This window comes from Bradyrhizobium sp. CCBAU 11357 (genome assembly GCF_028128865.1).
GTDB lineage: Bacteria > Pseudomonadota > Alphaproteobacteria > Rhizobiales > Xanthobacteraceae > Bradyrhizobium.
In genome coordinates this window covers 67,123-83,328 of record NZ_LBJW01000098.1, presented here as the reverse complement: position 1 = coordinate 83,328, position 16,206 = coordinate 67,123, and the positions used below count along the sequence as shown (strand labels likewise).

At 65.0% G+C, this 16,206-nt stretch carries 13 protein-coding genes; 7 read left to right on the top strand and 6 right to left on the bottom strand.

Translation table 11 applies throughout. The features are described 5' to 3' along the window. Positions 1-2: 2 nt before the first annotated feature. Entirely contained in the window at positions 3-158 is a 156-nt protein-coding gene (locus tag XI05_RS16530) for a hypothetical protein (protein ID WP_271503427.1), read from the bottom strand. A 264-nt stretch (positions 159-422) separates the two neighbouring features. Between XI05_RS16530 and XI05_RS16525 the strand changes: the two genes are divergently transcribed. The 6 genes from XI05_RS16525 (at position 423) to XI05_RS16500 (ending at position 7,394) form a co-directional block, all read left to right on the top strand. After that, positions 423-566, top strand: a complete 144-nt coding sequence (locus tag XI05_RS16525; protein ID WP_198399654.1) for a hypothetical protein — start codon at positions 423-425, stop codon at positions 564-566. Between the two features lie 215 nt (positions 567-781). Beyond that, the gene (locus XI05_RS16520) at positions 782-949 is read left to right on the top strand and encodes a hypothetical protein (protein WP_271503424.1); all 168 of its coding nucleotides are present in this window, start codon (positions 782-784) and stop codon (positions 947-949) included. After that, positions 946-3,498, top strand: a complete 2,553-nt coding sequence (locus tag XI05_RS16515; protein WP_271503421.1) for a cation-translocating P-type ATPase — start codon at positions 946-948, stop codon at positions 3,496-3,498. The genes XI05_RS16520 and XI05_RS16515 overlap by 4 nt, the downstream gene beginning before the upstream one ends. 548 nt (positions 3,499-4,046) lie before the next feature. After that, positions 4,047-6,014: a TonB-dependent siderophore receptor gene (locus tag XI05_RS16510; RefSeq protein WP_271503418.1), complete on the top strand. Its 1,968-nt coding sequence runs from the start codon at positions 4,047-4,049 to the stop codon at positions 6,012-6,014. Between the two features lie 8 nt (positions 6,015-6,022). Next, positions 6,023-7,165 (top strand): PepSY-associated TM helix domain-containing protein, encoded by a 1,143-nt coding sequence (locus XI05_RS16505; RefSeq protein ID WP_271503415.1) that lies wholly within the window; start codon positions 6,023-6,025, stop codon positions 7,163-7,165. A gap of 4 nt (positions 7,166-7,169) precedes the next feature. Further along, positions 7,170-7,394, top strand: coding sequence for a hypothetical protein (locus tag XI05_RS16500; RefSeq protein ID WP_271503413.1), 225 nt, complete (start codon positions 7,170-7,172; stop codon positions 7,392-7,394). A gap of 23 nt (positions 7,395-7,417) precedes the next feature. Here the strand turns inward: XI05_RS16500 and XI05_RS16495 are convergent, their stop codons facing one another. The 3 genes from XI05_RS16495 to XI05_RS16485 all read right to left on the bottom strand — a co-directional run bounded on the left by XI05_RS16495 (position 7,418) and on the right by XI05_RS16485 (position 10,454). After that, entirely contained in the window at positions 7,418-7,912 is a 495-nt protein-coding gene (locus XI05_RS16495) for an MgtC/SapB family protein (protein ID WP_271503409.1), read from the bottom strand. A 10-nt stretch (positions 7,913-7,922) separates the two neighbouring features. After that, positions 7,923-8,504: a peroxidase-related enzyme gene (locus XI05_RS16490; RefSeq protein WP_212257377.1), complete on the bottom strand. Its 582-nt coding sequence runs from the start codon at positions 8,502-8,504 to the stop codon at positions 7,923-7,925. Positions 8,505-8,714: 210 nt separating this feature from the next. After that, positions 8,715-10,454 carry an ATP-binding protein gene (locus tag XI05_RS16485; RefSeq protein ID WP_172786243.1) on the bottom strand — a complete coding sequence of 580 codons (1,740 nt, stop codon included), beginning with the start codon at positions 10,452-10,454 and terminating at the stop codon, positions 8,715-8,717. A 444-nt stretch (positions 10,455-10,898) separates the two neighbouring features. Here XI05_RS16485 and XI05_RS16480 point away from each other — a divergent pair, with 444 nt between their 5' ends. Then, positions 10,899-11,864: a catechol 2,3-dioxygenase gene (locus XI05_RS16480; protein WP_271503406.1), complete on the top strand. Its 966-nt coding sequence runs from the start codon at positions 10,899-10,901 to the stop codon at positions 11,862-11,864. A gap of 149 nt (positions 11,865-12,013) precedes the next feature. Here the strand turns inward: XI05_RS16480 and XI05_RS16475 are convergent, their stop codons facing one another. Further along, entirely contained in the window at positions 12,014-15,541 is a 3,528-nt protein-coding gene (locus XI05_RS16475; RefSeq protein ID WP_271503403.1) for a molybdopterin cofactor-binding domain-containing protein, read from the bottom strand. Continuing rightward, positions 15,541-16,023 (bottom strand): (2Fe-2S)-binding protein, encoded by a 483-nt coding sequence (locus XI05_RS16470; protein ID WP_271503398.1) that lies wholly within the window; start codon positions 16,021-16,023, stop codon positions 15,541-15,543. The genes XI05_RS16475 and XI05_RS16470 overlap by 1 nt, the downstream gene beginning before the upstream one ends. Positions 16,024-16,206: the final 183 nt, after the last annotated feature.

Below are 16,206 nucleotides of genomic sequence, written 5' to 3'. Positions count from 1 at the left end.
CGTCAGTCGCGCTGGAAGATCCTGGCGCCGGGGTAGGCGCGGCGGGCGTAAGTGACCACCAGCGCACGGTCCTGGGTGTCCTGGAACGGCGTTCGGATCTGGCTCGATCCAACGATGAGGTGCCACAGGCCATTGAGCTTCTGGATCACGATCTTCATTTGCGTAGTCCTCGATGACTCCCCATTCCAGCGAATGTTGCTTGTCGCCGCAGTGCCTGGAATCGCGGTCGCGGATACGGAATTCCCAACACGGCCGGCGCTCCAAAACACGTCGACCCTTGTTAGATGGTTACGGAATGCCCCCAGATAAGCCGGATCTCATCACAGCCGCTTGAGCGAAATCAATTTCCGCGCCCACGACACCGTCCTGAAACAGAGCCGTCCCATTTCTATGGGGTAGTCGAGCTCACACAGGAGGCGAACATGCGCCGTCTGGCTTTCGTAGTTGCCTTGCTCGCGGTCGCTTCGGCGGGAATCTCTGCATCCTTTGCCGCAGTCCACCACGCCAAGACGTTGACGTTCGCGGAGCGCTTTGCTCCGGCGCTCGAGTTGATGGCGAAGCGCTAGCGGCATAGCGCTGCGCAGCCGTGAGCGCGGCTGCGCGCTGCCAGGTGGACATCGCGTCGCACCTGTTGACCGGCGATTGCGACGGCAGCCTTGACCTGTCGCAAATCTGCGTCGGCCCGACCGGCTAAGGTCTGCCTGCATGGTTGCAGAGACAGCGTTGTGCCCCGATGCCGAGGGCCCGGGCTCCAAGTCATGCAGATTTTGGAGGCACGGCCATGAGCGTCATCTTTCGCATCCTCTTTGTCCTCGCCGGCGCGATCACGGCGCTGTTCGTCGCGCGTGACGCGCTAAATTTCACCATCATCCAGACCTTCGTCGCAGTCCTGCTCGCCACCGCAATCGTCGGTGCCGGCAGCTTCTGGAGCCTGCGGCGGAAATCGTGAGCGAGACGGAACGCCGCAGTTCGGCCGGCCTGAGCGAGACCGAGGCCCGGGCGAGGCTTGCGGCGGACGGCCCCAACGAATTGCCTCGGCCGGAACGACGCAGTCCCCTGCGCATCGTGGTTGAAGTGCTGCGCGAGCCGATGCTCCTGCTGCTGCTTTGCGGCGGGCTGATCTATCTCGTGCTCGGCGATCTCAAGGAGGCGCTGATCCTGCTGGCGTTCGGGGCGATGTCCATCGTGATCACGGTGGTGCAGGAGACCCGGACCGAGCGCGTGCTGGAAGCCTTGCGTGACCTGACCAGCCCGCGTGCGCTGGTGGTGCGCGATGGTGCACGTCGGCGCATTGCCGGCCGCGAGGTCGTGCAGGGCGACCTTCTCGTCCTCGGTGAAGGCGATCGCGTCCCCGCCGACGCCGCGCTCGTCGAGGCGCGGGACTTGCAGATCGACGAGTCCCTGCTGACCGGCGAGTCGATGCCCGTTCGCAAGAAGACGGCCGACAAGGTCACCGAGGCCGGTCACCGGCCCGGCGGCGAGGATCAGCCATTCGTGTATTCCGGTTCGCTCGTCGTGCGCGGCGAGGGGCTGGCGCTGGTCGAGGCCACCGGGGCGCGCAGCGAGATCGGGAAGATCGGGCTGTCGCTTCGCGGCCTGCAGGCCGAGCCGCCGCGGCTTCAGCAACAGACCGCAAGGCTGGTGCGGCTCTGCTTTCTCGGCGGCGCCATCATCAGCCTGGCCGCGATTGTGCTCTACGGCGTCTCGCGCGGCGATTGGCTGCAGGCACTGCTGGCAGGCGTCGCCATCGGCATGTCGATGCTTCCGGAAGAATTTGGCGTCGTGCTCACGGTGTTCATGGCCATGGGCGCGTGGCGGATTTCGCAGGCTCGTGTCCTGACGCGGCGAGCCGCCGCCATCGAGGTCCTCGGCTCGGCGACAGTCCTGTGCACCGACAAGACCGGGACGCTGACGCAGAACCAGATGTCGGTCGCCGAGCTGCGGCTGCTCGACGGCGCGCGCCTGTGTGCGGAGGCGGCCGGAAAGGATCACGTCGGGCCCGAATTCGCCGAGCTGGCGCGCTGCGGGGCGCTCGCAAGCTCTCCGGAGCCGTTCGATCCGATGGAGAAGGCGCTGCACGCGTTCGCGCGTGATGCCTTGCGAGACGGAGACGCGATGGATGGCGGGCGGACGCTGGTGCGTACCTATGGTCTGCGCCCCGAGCTGCTCGCCATGACCCAGGTTTGGCGGACATCCGCAGCGGCGGATCTCATCGCATGCGCCAAGGGCGCGCCGGAAGCGATTGCGCGGCTGTGCAGGCTGAACGAGGCCGATCGGGAGGCCGTGCAAGCTGCCGTCGGGGCCATGGCGAAGAACGGGCTTCGCGTGCTGGGGATGGCGGTTGCCGCGTGTGATGACACTTCCCTGCCGACATCCCAGGAGGCTTTCGTATTTCGCCTCGTTGGCCTGGTCGGACTCGCGGATCCGTTGCGGCCTCACGTTCCGGAGGCGGTTCGCGAATGCCGTTCGGCCGGCATCCGCGTCGTCATGATCACGGGCGACTATCCGGCGACCGCCATGGCGATTGCCGGGCAAGCCGGGCTCGACGTCAATGAGGTCGTGACCGGGGAGCAGATCATGCTCGCTGACGACACCGAGCTCGAGGCACTCGTCAGGAAGGTGAACGTCTTCGCGCGGGTTCTGCCGGAGCAGAAGCTGCGGATCGTGCAGGCGCTGAAGCGCGGCGGCGAGATCGTTGCGATGACGGGGGACGGCGTCAACGACGCGCCGTCGCTGAAGGCCGCCCATATCGGGATCGCGATGGGTGGCCGCGGCACCGACGTCGCCCGCGAGGCATCCTCGATCGTCCTGCTCGACGACGATTTCAGCTCCATCGTCGCATCCATCCGCCTCGGACGCCGGATCTACGACAATCTGCGCAAGGCCATGGCCTTCATCTTCGCCGTTCACGTGCCGATCGCGGGTCTTGCGCTGCTTCCCCTGCTGCTTGGGCTGCCGCTGGTGCTCGGCCCGGTTCACATCGCCTTTCTGGAGCTGATCATCGATCCCGTCTGCTCGCTGGTTTTCGAAGCCGAGCGCGAGGAGCGCGACGTCATGAAGCGTCCGCCGCGGCGTGCCGATGCGGAGCTGTTCTCGTGGCCCCTGATCGCCTGGAGCGTCCTGCAGGGCGCGATGGCCTTCGCCTTGATCGCGGTGATCTTCGTCGCAGCGCTTCGTTCCGGGCTTCCGCCCGATGAGGCCCGCACCCTCGCATTCATTGCGCTCGTCGTTTGCGTGCTCGCGCTGGTGCTGGTCAACCGATCCTTCAGCGCATCCTTCTTGTCTGCGTTCTTCCGTCCGAACGCGGCATTGCTCTGGATATTCCTTTTGATTGCGCTTGTTCTCGCCACAGCCTTGTTCTGGCCGCCGGCGTCCGGTCTCTTTCGCTTCGGTCCCCTGCATCTTGACGATTTGATGATCACGCTCGGCGCTGGACTATTGGTGCTCACGGCGCTCGAACTGCTGAAGCCGTTTTGGGGCCGGCGGTTGCGATTCTAGATCGTGCCGCGGCAGCCCGGCCATGCGCCGAGCGCGACGAGTCGACGTCCGGAAATCATGCAGGCCGCGGAAGACGCGTGCGAGATGCCGACGTCATTTCATTAGAACGGATCCAGTCTACATAGATTCTACGACGCGAACGTCCGAAACACTTTGATTGTGCGCTCGGAGTCTCTGCATGGTCGTTCCCGAAAGTTCGGGGACTGGGAATGCTGGAATTGGTGTTTGACGCACGCGCAACGAAGCGCGGGCGCGTGTCGATGTTGTGCGGTCTTGTCGCGCTTCCTTCCGCCATCGCCTTCGGCCAAGACGCGCAGGCTCAGAGCGCGAGCGGGGCATCGGTTCTTCCTCCCGTCGTGGTCGAGCAAAGCCGCCCGAGCAAGCGCCAGGTCACCACACCGCGCAACTCGCGATCTGCGAGCGCCCGCCAGACGCGATCGCGTGCGGCAGGACAGGCAGTCCAAGCAGCTTCCCAGCCGGCTGCCGCTGCAGCGGAACGCGGTACCGATCCGGTGAGGGGGTTTGTACCCGTCGTCAGCTCGGCTGCGATGAAGTCCGACGTACCGATTCTGGAGACACCGCAATCCGTTTCCGTCGTCAGCCGCGACCAGCTCGATGCGCGCTCGGTCACGACACTGGTCGAAGGATTGCAGTATGTCGCAGGTCTCTCCATCCAGCCCGGCGGCAAGGATCCCCGCTTCGACAACGTCTACATCCGCGGCTTCGACAACAATGGCTATGGCGCCTATCGCGATGGACTTCGCGAGGTCGGCGATCCCGCCTTCTTGTCGCTGTTCCGCAACGAGCCCTACGGCTTCGAGCGCATCGACGTCATCAAGGGTCCGAGCTCCGTCATGTACGGGCAGGGGGCGCCGGGCGGTCTTGTCGACGTCATCAGCAAGCGCCCGCCCGACAAGGCCTTCGGCGAGATCGTCGGTCAGTTCGGCAATTACGATCGGTTTCAGGGGGCATTCGACTTCGGAGGTCCTGCGACCAAGGATGGCTCGTTGCTTTACAGGCTGACCGGCGTGTTCAGGGATTCCGATGCGCAGATCGCCAATTTCTCGAATTTCGTGAAGGACAACCGGACCTATATCGCGCCCGCCGTGACCTGGAAGCCGACCAACGATACCACGCTGACCATCCTCGCCGACTACACGCACGATCTGACCGGCAACGCCTTTCCGTTGTCGATGGCGCATCTGAGCGGCGGGAAGGTCACCGGCATCACGGCGCTGCCGATTTTCCTTGGCGATCCCAGCTACAACAGGTTCGATCAGGAGCAGGAGCGTGTCGGCTACCAGTTCGAGCATCGCTTCAGCAACGATCTGATCTTCGAATCGAAGGCTCGCTACGGCCACACCGAGCTCGACTATCGCTATCTGACGTTCATCGGAACCCCGCTCGATACGGCCACGGTCTTTCCGCGTCGCGCGATGCGCATCCAGGAGCAAGTCGATACCCTCTCGACCGACAACCACCTGATCAGCAAGTTCGGCACGGGGCCGCTTCAGCATACGGTGGTCTCCGGCGTCGACTATCTGACGTTCAACATGACGGACCGGACCTATTCCGGAAATGCGCCGCCGCTCAGCAGGATCAATCCGGTCTACGACCAAGCCATCGCGGCTCCGACTGCGCTCGTCACCCCCTCGGCGAACCAGACGATCAATCAGGTCGGCGTCTATGTGCAGGACCAGATGAAGATCCAGAACTGGATCCTTACATTGGGCGGCCGCTACGATGCCTCCGAACAGAACACCTACGCCTTGGCGACCAACAAGACGACCGACACCAAGGACACGGCCTTCACCAAGCGCGGAGCGGTCTCGTACGTGTTCGATTCCGGAGTGGCGCCGTATTACAGCTATTCGGAATCGTTCCTGCCGACGCCGGGCACGGATTTTGCGGGAAGTCCGTTCAAGCCGACGACCGCGCAGCAGCACGAGCTCGGCGTGAAGTACCAGCCGTCGCGGACCCTGCTGATGACGTTGGCGCTCTATGATTTGACGCGGCAAAACTCGCTCACGAGCGATCCATCGCATCTCGGCTTCTCGGTCCAGCTCGGCGAGGTGAATTCGCGCGGCGTCGAGTTCGAGACGCTGGCGCAGATCATGCCCGGACTGAACCTCGTGGCCACCTACACCAACCAGGATGTGAAGGTGACGCAAACCACCACCGCCGCCGATCTCGGCAAGGTGCCGACGCTGGTGGCCCGCCAGATGGCATCGGCCCATCTCGACTACACGGTCCAGGGCGGGACATGGGACGGCTGGGGGCTGGGCGGCGGCGTCCGCTACAACGGGCCGACCTTCGCCGACACCACCAACACCATCGTCAACGAGGGCTACGTCGTGTTCGATGCGGGCCTGCACTATCGGCAGCCCAAGGGTGTCAACCTCGCGCTGAACGTGAAGAACATCGCCGATCGCGTCACCGTTGCGTGCACCACGAATGGCGGTTGCCAATACACCAGCCCGCGCACCATCACGGGCACGGTCAGCTATCGCTGGTAAGGATCGCCATGGTTCAGGCCCGCACAATCCGGCTATGGTCCCGCATTCACACCTGGACCTCCCTCGTGTGCATGCTGTTCCTGCTGATGCTGTGCGTGACGGGACTTCCGTTGGTCTTTCACGACGAGATCGACGATCTGCTCGAGGACGAGATCACGGCGCCCGCGATGCCGGAAGGAACGCCGCGTCTGTCGCTCGACCGGATGATCGCGGCGGCGCAAGCGCGTTTTCCCGGACAGTATGTCCTGCTGCTCAATCTCAAGCAGAACGAGCCACTCGTGACTGTGGCCGTTTCTCCGACCGCGGTCCCGGCGCCGGGCAACTTCCATCGCCTGACGTTCGATGCGCGAACGGCCGAAATGCTCGGCGAGGAAGCCTCGCATCAGGACGTCATGGATATCGTGCTGCGGATACACAAGGACATGTTCGCAGGGCTCCCCGGCGAGCTGTTTCTCGGGGCGATGGGACTGGTGTTCGCTGTGTCGATCATCTCCGGCGTCGTTGTCTATTGGCCGTTCATGCGGCGGCTGGATTTCGGGACGATCCGTCGGCGGTCGTCGCCCCGGCTCAAATGGCTCGATACCCATAATCTCCTCGGCATCGTCACGTTGACGTGGACGTTGGTGGTCGGTCTCACCGGCATGATCAACACGCTGGCGACGCCGTTGTTCGACCTGTGGCGGGCGCAGCTCATCCCCGTCTTGCTGGCGCCTCATCTGGGCAAGCCCGTGGCTCCGATCCCTTCGGTTCAAGCCGCCGTCGAGCTCGTCCGCACCAGATTTCCGGATCGCCTCGTCACCTCGGTGACGATGCCGACCGCGGCGCGTTTCGGCAGCCCGCAGCACCTCGTTGTCTGGACCAAGGGAGCGACGCCCTTCACGGCGCGCATGCTTCAGCCGATGCTGGTCGATGCCAATGACGGCAAGACGATCGTGGCGCCCGAGGTGCCGTGGTATCTGAAGACGCTTCAGGTCTCGCGTCCGCTGCATTTCGGCGATTACGGCGGGCTTCCGTTGAAGATCGTCTGGGCGGTTCTCGACATCATGACGATCATCGTTCTCGTCAGCGGAATCTATCTCTGGGCGGAAAGGCGAAAGCCGTCGGTCCGCAAGCCGCTGCGCACAGAGCGGACCGCGGCAGTCGGTGTCTGATCCCATGCGTCCTCCCGTGTCCAAGGCGGACGCTCCGAACCTGGCCCGGCACTACAGAAGCGTGTGGGACGTGTTCCGGGCGCCGCTCCTGGTCGGCTTGGTCTGCGCCGTGGGGCTCGGTCTGGCGCTCGTCGGAGATGGGATCTGGGACGGCCTGTCGTGGCTGGCTCTTTCGCTGCCGGTTGGGCTTGCGGCGTTCTACTGGCACCGCGCAGGCCGCCGGCGCTGACGGCGAATCCGCCGAACCGACGGCTATCGGTGCTGCTCTTCCGGGGCGCCTTCGACCTCATGCGCCTCGTCCTTGCCGCCAAGCATGCGATGAAGCCGGCGCTCGAGGCGGCGGCCGATCGTCAGCAGGACGAAGGCCAGCGCAAGGGCGACGACGACGATCCTCCACTGTCCGGCGCCGCAGACGATGCCGAGGCAGGCGGCAAGGAAAGTGCAGGCGGCGCTGGTGAGGCCCCGAACGCGAAACCCCGTGCTTTGGTGCACGATGACGCCAGCACCGAGAAAGCCGATGCCGGTGAGGATGCCCTGGATGACACGGCTGGCGGCGTCGACGACCCTGGCCGGTTCGGCGAGCTGCAGCGCGAGCAGAACCACGCTCGCGGTGGAGAGACCGACAATGCCGAGCGTCTTCAGCCCGATCGGCTTGCCGTGCAGGTCGCGGTTGAGGCCGATCGCGCCGCCGGCGAGCGTCGCCGTGCCGAGGCGCAGCAGGATTTCGTGCCAATCGAGCTCGGTCATGGCGCCTCGATCATGTCTTCGGCAGGCGGCCCATCAGATAGAACTCCTCGTTCGGCCGCATGCCCGTGAAATTCGCCAGCCGGTTCGACAGCGCGAAGAAGGCGGAGATCGCGGCGATGTCCCAGATGTCGTCGTCGCTGAAGCCGTGCGGCGCCAGCGCGGCGAAATCGTCCTCCGAAATCCGCTGCGCGTCAGCCGAGACCTTCATGGCAAAATCGAGCATCGCCTTCTGCCGCGGCGTGATGTCGGCCTTGCGGTAGTTGATCGCGACCTGGTCGGCGATGAGCGGGTTCTTGGCGCGGATGCGCAGGATCGCGCCATGGGCGATCACGCAGTATTGGCATTGGTTCGCCGCCGACGTCGCCACCACGATCATCTCGCGCTCGGCCTTGGTGAGGCCGCCGTCCTTCTCCATCAGCGCGTCGTGATAGGCGAAGAAGGCGCGGAACTCGTCGGGGCGGTAGGCCAGCGTCAGGAATACGTTCGGCACGAAGCCGCTCTTCTCCTGCACGGCAAGGAGGCGCGTACGGATGTCGTCGGGCAGGGTGTCCAGAGCGGGGGCGGGAAAGCGTTGCGCGGCGGTCTTTGTCATGGGCATGGATTCCGGCTTGGGGCGGGAACCATAGTCGATGCGGGTGGCGGGCTCAATCTGCCTGCCCGAAGTGGCCGCGACAAAGGTGTCAGGTGGGAAGGACGTTCCATCCTCCGACATTGCGAGCGCAGCGAAGCAATCCATCCCCCGGCGGAAAGACTCTGGATTGCTTCGCTACGCTCGCAATGACGATGTGGATGGAGCGGGGCCTTACCGCAGCGGCTTCTTCAACAGCGAGAAGCGGTCGGGGTCGAGGCCCATCGACGGCTGCAGCATCGGCGCTTCGACGCTGGACATGGTTTTCGCCGGCGGTGCCGAGAACACCGGATCGTTCGGCACGTCGCGCTGCGAGGTGGCGCCGCGCCAGCGTTCGAGCACGGCGCTGACGAAATGCATGTCGTGACCGGAGGTGACGGACGGCACGCTGGAGATGGTGGCCTCGCCGCGCGGCAATTGGTGCGGCGGCACTTCCTTGAAGCGCAGGCGGGTGGGCAGCGCCACGCCTTCGCCGAACGCCAGCACCTCGCGGGTGCCGAGCGACGGAACGAAGGAGAGCAGGTTCGCGGCGGCATCCGACACCGCGGCGCGCAGCAGCGCCTGGTCGCGGTCGTTGGCGAGGCGCATCGTGAACAGCGTGTTGCATTGGGAGATGATGGTGGCGTCGAGCTCGGCGGGGCGCTGGGTGATGAGGCCGAGATAGACGCCGTATTTGCGGCCTTCCTTGGCGATGCGCGACACCGCCTTGCGGGTCGGGCCGAAGCCGATGTTGCGGTCGGCGGAGGCATAGCGGTGCGCCTCCTCGCAGACGAACAGCAGCGGCGAGACGCCGTCGCTCCACAGGCCGAAGTCGAAGGCCATGCGGCACAGCACGGATACGACGGAATCGATCACCTCGGCCGGGAAGCCGGCCAGCTGCATCACCGTCATCGGCTTGCCGTTGGCGGGCAGGCGGAACAGATGGCTGATCACCTCGGCCATGGTGTCGCCGCCGACATTGGCGTTGTCGAACATGAAGGCGTAGCGCGGATCGTTGCGCACCGCCTCGATGCGCGAGATCAGCTTGTGATAGATGATGCGCGAGGAGCGGTTCTCGAGCTTGCCCATGCGCTCGTCGATCAGCGACAGCAGGTCGACCAGGCGATAGGGCACCGGCGTGTCGACGGTGTAGCCGATCTGCTTGGGATCGATGCGCTTGAGGCCGATGCGGTCGGCGTTCTGGTATTGGGTGTAGACGCCCTTGGCGAGCGGGATCACCTCGGCGAGGATGTCGAGTTCCTCGGGCACGCCGGCGCGGCCGCCGAACAGCACGTCGACGATTTCCTCGAAGTTGAACAGCCAGAACGGCAGCTTCAGGTTTCGCGGGTTGAGCACCAGCGCGCGGTCGCCGAAGCAGCGGCCATATTCGTTGTGCACGTCGAGCAGGAAGATGCGCAGGTTCGGCCGCGCTTTCAGGATCTCGTTGAGCAGCAGCGAGACGCCGGTCGATTTACCGACGCCGGTCGATCCGAGCACCGCAAAATGCTTGGACAGCATTTCCTCGACGTCGACATAGGCGATGACCGAGCGGTCCTGCTGGAGGAAGCCGACATTGATCTGGTCCGAGCCGGTCGGCGCGTAGATCGTGCGCAGCTCCTGGCTGGTGATCAGGTCGACGGCATCGCCGATGGTCGGATAGTTGGTGACGCCGCGCTGAAACTTGGCCTTGTCCGCGGCATTGAGGATCTCGCCGAGCAGGTCGACCGAGGCGATCGCGATGTAATTGTCTGAGCCCGACAGGTTCTCGCAGGAGACCTCCGTGATCATCGCAACGATGACCGAACTGCTGCAACGGATGCTGACGAAGCGTCCGACGGTGGCCCGCACCTCCGAGATCGGCATCCGGCTTTCCGCCAGAAGCCCGACCCGGGCGAGCGATCCGCGAACCGAAATCACGCGTCCAAAGGATGTCACGATGAATGAACCTGGCAAGAGCGAGGGATTTGCCCGGACTATGCCCGGCCGTCGCTGCACAAACGGTTAAACGGCGGGCGCGCCCGCTCCGTTAAATCCGTGGTAATTCGGTCCGGAGACTTGTCGCCGATGGCTGCTCGTGGGCGAAATTGCCGGGAAAATACTGCATTTCCGGACCTTGGGGCCGAGATGGTCCTTCAGGAAAAGTTTACCATTCGAGCAGGCCCTTTCGTCCGGCGGCGGACCGCCATTGGTCGGACAGGCGCCGTTCGCAGCAGCGACGCTGGTTGCTTTGTTGACGGGACCTAATGATTTGTACATTAGTACAAATGAGGCCCGTCACTGTCGGCACCGCGCACAAGGGCCCGCCCGCGCGTTGTGCCGTGCGCGTTTCAGTTGCGCCGCCCGGACAGGCGGATCGCAGCCATGCTCTAGGAGGAAACCATGCAGCCCGAACCGATCCTCGATCTCGCCCATCTCGGCCACATGGAGCTGCTGACGCCGAAGCCGGACGAGAGCCTGAAATTCTTCGTCGATGTGATGGGCATGACGGTCAGCGGACAGAAGGGTGAGTCGGTCTATTTGCGCGGCTGGGACGATTACGAGCGCTATTCGCTCAAGCTCACGGCATCGAAGACCTCGGGCATGGGCCACATGGCGCTGCGTGCGCGCAGCCAGCAGGCGCTGGAGCGGCGCGTCGCCGCGCTGAAGGGATCCGGCTTCGACATTGGCTGGATCGACGGCGACATGGGGCAGGGGCCGACGTTCCGCTGCCGCGATCCCGATGGCCATATCGTCGAGCTCTATTACGAGACCGAATGGTATCAGGCGCCGCCCGAACTCAAGCCTGCGCTGAAGAACCAGGCGCAGCGCTTTCCCGCCCGCGGCGTCAATGTCCGGCGGCTAGACCATCTCAACTGCCTTGCCGTCGACATCAAGGCCAACCGCGAGTTCTTCGAGACCTATCTCGGTTGCCGCCTCACCGAGCAGATCGTGCTCAACGACGGCCGCGAGGCCGCGATGTGGCTGACGATGTCGAACAAAAGCTACGACTTCGCCTATTCCCTCGATCACTCGGGCGTGCCGGGCCGCTTCCACCACGTCACCTATGCGCTCGACAGCCGCGAGGAGATCCTGCGCGCCGCCGACATCTTTCTCGAGAATGGCGTGCACATCGAGACCGGGCCGCACAAGCACGCGATCCAGCAGACCTTCTTCCTTTACGTCTACGAGCCCGGCGGCAACCGCGTCGAAGTCGCCAATGCCGGCGCACGCCTCATCCTCGCGCCCGACTGGAAGCCGATCGTGTGGACCGAGGAGGAGCGCAAGAAGGGCCAGGCCTGGGGATTGAAGACGATCGAGTCCTTTCACACCCACGGCACGCCGCCGGTGGAGGTGAAGCACGGTTAGAGTTGTCGCTCTGACGTTTCAGTCAGTGTCATTCCGGGGCGACGCGAAGCGGCGAGCCCGGAATCCATAACCCCGGCTGGTGGGTATGGATTCCGGGCTCCCTCGCTACGCTCGGGCCCCGGAATGACGGAATTGCATGAGCTATGACACTAGTGGGCTGAACTCCGCACCCTTGCGATCGTCTCGCGCACGCCGGTCCAGGCCGGCTTGTCCGGCGCGAACTGCCGGCGCAGGAAGCTGACGAGCTCCTCGATCTGGGTGTCGCTCATGCTGTTCCTGAACGCGGGCATGTAGCCGAGATCGCTCGAGACGGGCTCCGGGACGCCGTGCAGGATCACTTGCACCAGATTGTCCGACGTGGCGCTGTGCAGGTTGCTGTTGAGCGCGAGCGAAGGCCTGGTGCCGAACAGCGGCAGGCCGCCGACCTCGTGGCAGACGGCGCAGGCGCCTTGATAGAGGCGCGCGCCGGCGGAGGAGGCGACGGTCACTTGCGTTGCATTTTCGAGCTTGGCGGCCAGCGCATCCTGCGCCTGTTGGTCGACCGCAGTGTCATTGAACGAGTTGAGATAGACCGCCATCGCACGGATGTCCTGGTCGGGCAGCGCCTTGAGGTCCCGGACAACAGGCGCCATCGGGCCGGCGGCGACGCCGTGGTAACGCGAATGGCCGGTGCGCAAATAGGCGTACAGCTCATTCTCGCTCCACGGGATCGGCGCGTGCGAGAGCGAGGTCAGCGACGGCGCTTCCCAGCCCTCTGCGAAGCCGCCGGCGAGATAGGCGTTGCGTTGCTCGGCGCCGAGCGCGTTGCGCGGCGAATGGCAGGCGCTGCAATGGCCGAGGCCCTCGACCAGATAAGCACCGCGATTCCAAGCCTCGGACTTTGAGGGGTCGGGCTTGAAGTCGGGCGTTCGGTGGAACAGCGCATTCCAGCCCGCCAGCAGCGGGCGCAGATTGAACGGGAAGGCGAGCGTGTTGGCCGGCGTTGACGCGCGCACCGCAGGCTGCGCCATCAGGTAAGCGTAGAGCGCCTGCAGATCGGCATCGCCAGTCTTTGCAAAATGCGTGTAGGGGAAGGCGGGATAGAGCTGGCGTCCGTCGCGATGCAGGCCATCACGCATGGCGCGCTCGAAGGCGGGGTAGGACCAGGCGCCGATCCCGGTCTCGACGTCGGGCGTGATGTTGGTCGCGTAGATCGTGCCGAACGGTGTTTCCAAGGCGCGACCGCCGGCATTTGGTGCGCCGCCGACGACGGTGTGGCACTCGGCGCAATTGCCGAGCGCGGCGAGCTGCTCTCCGCGCGCGATCGTTGCCGCTGAATAGACCGACGGATCGGGCCGCGCGATCGGCGCGATCGCGCGCCCGGGCAGAAGCGCGGCGCCAATTCCGATCGCAGCCGTGCAGACGGCTGCAATCGTTGCGAAGATGCCGGCGCGCTTGGCGAACGGATTTTCCCAGATTCGAGACGGAGGCGAGGCTGCGGGCAGGGGCAGGGACTGCGGCGTCGCCGGTGCTTCGCCGTGCAATCCCCTGAGGATTCGCTCAGGCGTGAACGGTGGCTCGCGAAAGCGCACGCCGGTGGCATCGAAGATGGCGTTCGCGATCGCGGCTGCGCTCGGCACCGAGGCGGACTCGCCGACGCCGAGCGGCGGCTGATCCTGCCGCGGCAGCATCAGCACGTCGATCTTGGGAACGTCGGGGAAGGGGATGATCGGATACGCGCCCCATTCGCGCGCGGCCACCGTGCCGCGCTCGAACGAGACCTCTTCCATCAGCGCGCGGCTGGTGGACTGGATGACGTTGCCCTGGATCTGGTGGCGCACGCCGTCCGGGTTGATCATCAATCCGGAATCCTGCCCGGCGACGACGCGCGTCACGCTGACGTCGCCGGTCGTCTTGTTCACCGCGACGTCGGCAACCCACGCCGACCACGCCGCGCCATAGCCGGGAAACTTGCTGTGCACGTAGAGCGCATAGGCAAAGCCGCGGCCGTGCACGACCTCACCGTCCTTGTCCTCGCGGACCGGCCGCGGCATCCAGCCCGCGCGCTCGGCGACCGCATTGACCAGATCGACCGCGCGCGGGTCCTTCAGATAGCGCAGGCGATATTCGATGGGATCGACGCCGGCTTCGGTTGCGGCCTCGTCGATATAGGATTCATGCGCAAAAGTGTTCGGCAGGGCCGAGACGCCGCGAAACCAGGAGGCACGCACGATCGGCGGCATGTCGTGGGCGACGACGCGCATGTGCTCGTAATCGTAAGGCGGGATCGCGGTGCGGTCGCCCATCTGGAGCACCGTTGGATCGGGCGCGATGCGGCCAGTGAGCAGCAGCGCCAGCGTTGGCGCTGCGTTCGAGGGATAGCGCGTCGCGAGATCGTAGGCCGCGATGCCTCCGTCGGCGTCGAGCCCGCCGTTGACGTCGATAAGCTGCGCAGTCCCCTTGGGCTCCCAGGCGTGCTCCTGCTCGCGCGTCAGCTGCACGCGGACCGGACGGCCGACGGCACGCGACAGCAGCAGCGCATCGGCGGTGACATCGTCAGCGCAGTTGCGGCCGTAGCAGCCGGCGGCCTCCAGCCTGACGACCTCGATCTCGCTCTCGGGGCGCTCGATCAACAGCGCCAGATCGCTGCGCAGCACGTGCGGATTCTGCGTGCCCGACCAGACACGGATATTCCCGTCCTGGAAGTCGGCAACCGCGCAGGAGGGGCCGATCGAGGCGTGCATCTGATACGGCCAGACGTAAGTGCGCTGCATCGGCTTGGCCGCGCCCGAGATCGCAGCTTCGACGTCGCCCCTGTCGATCAGCGTGCGCGGTGTCGATGGATTGGCGCGCAGCGCGGTCTCGACATCGGCGAGGTCGGTCAGATCAGGCGTCGGCTTCCAGCTCGCCTTGAGCCGCTCTGCGGCACGGATCGCATTCTCCTCGCGCTCGGCGACCACGCCGACGAAATCGCCGATCCGCACTACGGCCAAAAGGCCAGGAATGTCGTGCACGGAGGATTCGTCCACGGCGATCAGGCTGGTGCCGACGAACGGCCCGGCATCGACGCCGGCATAGGGCGGCCGCACCACGCGTCCGTGCACCATGCCTGACACGCGGATGTCGTGCACGAAGGTCAGCTCGCCCGTGGCTTTGGCAGGTAGATCGACGCGCGGCACCGACTGGCCGACGATGGCGTAATCGCCGACCGGCTTGAGCTGCACGTCATCGGCCAGCTCGAGGCGGATCGCCTCCTCGCCGATGAGCTCGCCATAGCTGACGCTGCGGTTATCGTGGCCGCGAACGAGTCCGTCCTCGATCTTGAGCCCGGATTCGGGCAAGTCCAGGTGTTCCGCCGCGCGCGCGATCAGAAAGTGCCGGGCTTGCGCCGCGGCCTTGCGCAGCGGCACGGCCGTGATCTGGATGGTTTCGCTCGCGATCGTCGCGCCCTGGTTCGGCACCTCAGCCGTGTCGCCGAGCACGACGACGACGCGCGCAAAGGACACATCGAGCTCTTCGGCGACGATCTGGCCCAGCGCAGTGCGGATGCCGGTGCCGAGATCGACATGGCCGTTATAGGCCGTGACCGAACCGTCCGCGGTGATGCGGACGAAGGTCTCGGATGTGACCTCGTCCACGCTGCGGGCGACGATGAGCGAACCTGAGCGCTCAGCTCCGTTCCAAACATAGGAGGCCATCAATCTGCGGCCTCGGTGAGCTGGCTAGAGGCGCGCATCACCGCGCGGAGGATCTCGACATGTGTGCCGCAGCGGCAAAGATTGTAGCGCAGCGCCGCCAGCGCCTCCTGCTCGGTCGGCCGCGGATTGATCGCGAGCAACGCCTTGGTGGTCATGATCATGCCGTTGAGACAATAGCCGCATTGTGCGGCCTGCTCGTCGATGAAGGCCTGCTGCACGACGTCGGGCTTGTCGCGGGTGCCTAGGCCTTCGAGCGTCACGATGTCGCGGCCGGCGCAGCCGGTCACCGGAATCACGCAGGAGCGTGCCGCCAGTCCGTCGATCAGGACAGTACAGGTGCCGCATTCCCCCAAGCCGCAGCCGTATTTCGGGCCGTTCAGCGCGAGGTCATTGCGCAGCACATAGAGCAGCGGCGTGTCCCGCGCTGCCGTGACCTCGTGGATCCTGCCGTTCACGGTGAGGCGGATCAGTGTCTGCGTCATCCTCGTTCCCAAGCCCAAGACAAAGCCAAGAGACAAACCCAAAATCATGCGATCGCGAAAAATTCGACGCCGCGACGATACCGTTTGTACACAAACGTGCAAGCCGTGCATGCCGCACTGCAACGCGACTGCCTTGTTTGTGGACAGAGCGGATAGGCAAATGAGGTTTTATGCGGCAGCGGC

Coding starts and splice junctions, on each gene's coding strand:
- XI05_RS16500 (WP_271503413.1), top strand. CDS start 7,170: ATGCGTCCTCCCGTGTCCAAGGCGGACGCTCCGAACCTGGCCCGGCAC.
- XI05_RS16495 (WP_271503409.1), bottom strand. CDS start 7,912: ATGACCGAGCTCGATTGGCACGAAATCCTGCTGCGCCTCGGCACGGCG.
- XI05_RS16525 (WP_198399654.1), top strand. CDS start 423: ATGCGCCGTCTGGCTTTCGTAGTTGCCTTGCTCGCGGTCGCTTCGGCG.
- XI05_RS16530 (WP_271503427.1), bottom strand. CDS start 158: ATGAAGATCGTGATCCAGAAGCTCAATGGCCTGTGGCACCTCATCGTT.
- XI05_RS16480 (WP_271503406.1), top strand. CDS start 10,899: ATGCAGCCCGAACCGATCCTCGATCTCGCCCATCTCGGCCACATGGAG.
- XI05_RS16510 (WP_271503418.1), top strand. CDS start 4,047: ATGAAGTCCGACGTACCGATTCTGGAGACACCGCAATCCGTTTCCGTC.
- XI05_RS16520 (WP_271503424.1), top strand. CDS start 782: ATGAGCGTCATCTTTCGCATCCTCTTTGTCCTCGCCGGCGCGATCACG.
- XI05_RS16475 (WP_271503403.1), bottom strand. CDS start 15,541: ATGGCCTCCTATGTTTGGAACGGAGCTGAGCGCTCAGGTTCGCTCATC.
- XI05_RS16505 (WP_271503415.1), top strand. CDS start 6,023: ATGGTTCAGGCCCGCACAATCCGGCTATGGTCCCGCATTCACACCTGG.
- XI05_RS16490 (WP_212257377.1), bottom strand. CDS start 8,504: ATGACAAAGACCGCCGCGCAACGCTTTCCCGCCCCCGCTCTGGACACC.
- XI05_RS16470 (WP_271503398.1), bottom strand. CDS start 16,023: ATGACGCAGACACTGATCCGCCTCACCGTGAACGGCAGGATCCACGAG.